General features: G+C 74.7%; 2 protein-coding genes. Both read right to left on the reverse strand.

Annotation, left to right across the window (positions count from 1 at the left end; all coding sequences use genetic code 11):
* Positions 1-321: 321 nt before the first annotated feature.
* Positions 322-867: a tRNA adenosine deaminase-associated protein gene (locus tag IHE55_RS30450; RefSeq protein WP_232265558.1), complete on the reverse strand. Its 546-nt coding sequence runs from the start codon at positions 865-867 to the stop codon at positions 322-324.
* 117 nt (positions 868-984) lie between these two features.
* Positions 985-1,167 carry a hypothetical protein gene (locus IHE55_RS30455; RefSeq protein ID WP_197989323.1) on the reverse strand — a complete coding sequence of 61 codons (183 nt, stop codon included), beginning with the start codon at positions 1,165-1,167 and terminating at the stop codon, positions 985-987.
* Positions 1,168-1,334 lie beyond the last annotated feature (167 nt).

The following is a 1,334-nucleotide window of genomic DNA, read 5'->3' on the forward strand; positions in this document are numbered from 1 at the left end:
GACGGCGGCGGGTGCGGAACCCGTCCCCGAAGGCGCGCGGCGGCTACGGGCGGCCCGGCGGGCACCGGGCCGGCCGCTACGGCCGGGCCGGCGGGTACGTGCCCGGCCGGTGAGTACGGGCCCGGTCGGCGGATACGGGCCGGACCGGCGGACACGGGCCGGCCCGGAGGGTGCGTCCAGGGCCGGACCGGAACGGAACGGCGGCGGGTGCACGGACGCCGGCGGTCGCCCGCCGGGGCCCGCGCGCCCGCCGCCCGGGTGTCTCGCGGTGTGCTCAGCGAGGCGCTCCGCGCGCCGGGTGCGCGCCTCGCGGCTGTCGGGTCAGCGCACCGCCTCCAGGACGTCCGTGCAGCCCAGGGTGTCGGCGATCGCGCTGAGCGCGTCCCCGTCCAGGGACAGCAGTTCCTTCTCGTCGACCCCCAGGTCGGCGAGGAGCGCGAGGTCACCGAGCGGGCCCTGCCGGGCCCGCCGGTCGCCCGACGGCTCCTCGTCGTCGTCGGCCGGGTCGGGTTCCCCTTCCTCGGTGCCGTCCAGGTCCAGGGCGTCGAGGTCGTCCCCCTGGTTCCCGTCCTGGCCGAGCAGCTCGTCGGTGAGCATGGCCCCGTACGAGCTGCGGGCCGCGGCGGCCGCGTCCGAGACGTAGATCCGCGGATCGTCCTCACCGTCCAGGCGGACCACACCGAACCAGGCGTCCTCCTGCTCGATGAGGGCCAGCACCGTGTCGTCATCGACCGAGGCCGAGCGGGCCAGGTCGATCAGGTCCGTCAGGGACTCCACATCGTCGAGCTCCGTGTCGCTCGCTTGCCACCCGTCTTCGGTGCGCGCGAGCAGTGCGGCGAAGTACACCGTGACTCTCCCACTGGTCATAGGCGTGCCGGGGCGGGCGGGACAACGCCCCGCCCAATTCGGAATCGTGGCAGAAACAACGGCGTCGCGAGAGGTCTTCCGCGCTGCGTCGTGGGCCTTCCTACGAGATGTCGCCCACTACCACCGAAACGTCCGCATGCGCATCGCCTGACGCATCCGCGCGCTGCGGGCGCGCCGGGGCTGCACCCGGTCCCGCAGTTCCTTCGCCTCGTTGAGCTCACGCAGGAACTGGGCGCGGCGCCGTCGCCGTTCCGCGTCTATTCGTGCCGTCTCGTCGTCGTTCCGGTCTCGGTCCACCATGAGCCACACCACCTCGCGCCGAGGTCCTCGCCCGGAAAACCCGGGGCGTATGTGCCCACCTTCCCCCCGGCCGACGGTTTGATGCCACCGCCCGAACCCGGTGGTCACCCCACCGGCACGCCCCGGCGGGCTCCGCCGGCCCCGGGTGGCGGGCGGCCTCCGGACCC

It is taken from the genome of Streptomyces pactum, from assembly GCF_016031615.1.
Classification (GTDB): Bacteria; Actinomycetota; Actinomycetes; order Streptomycetales; family Streptomycetaceae; genus Streptomyces; species Streptomyces pactus.

Coding starts and splice junctions, on each gene's coding strand:
- IHE55_RS30455 (WP_197989323.1), bottom strand. CDS start 1,167: ATGGTGGACCGAGACCGGAACGACGACGAGACGGCACGAATAGACGCG.
- IHE55_RS30450 (WP_232265558.1), bottom strand. CDS start 867: ATGACCAGTGGGAGAGTCACGGTGTACTTCGCCGCACTGCTCGCGCGC.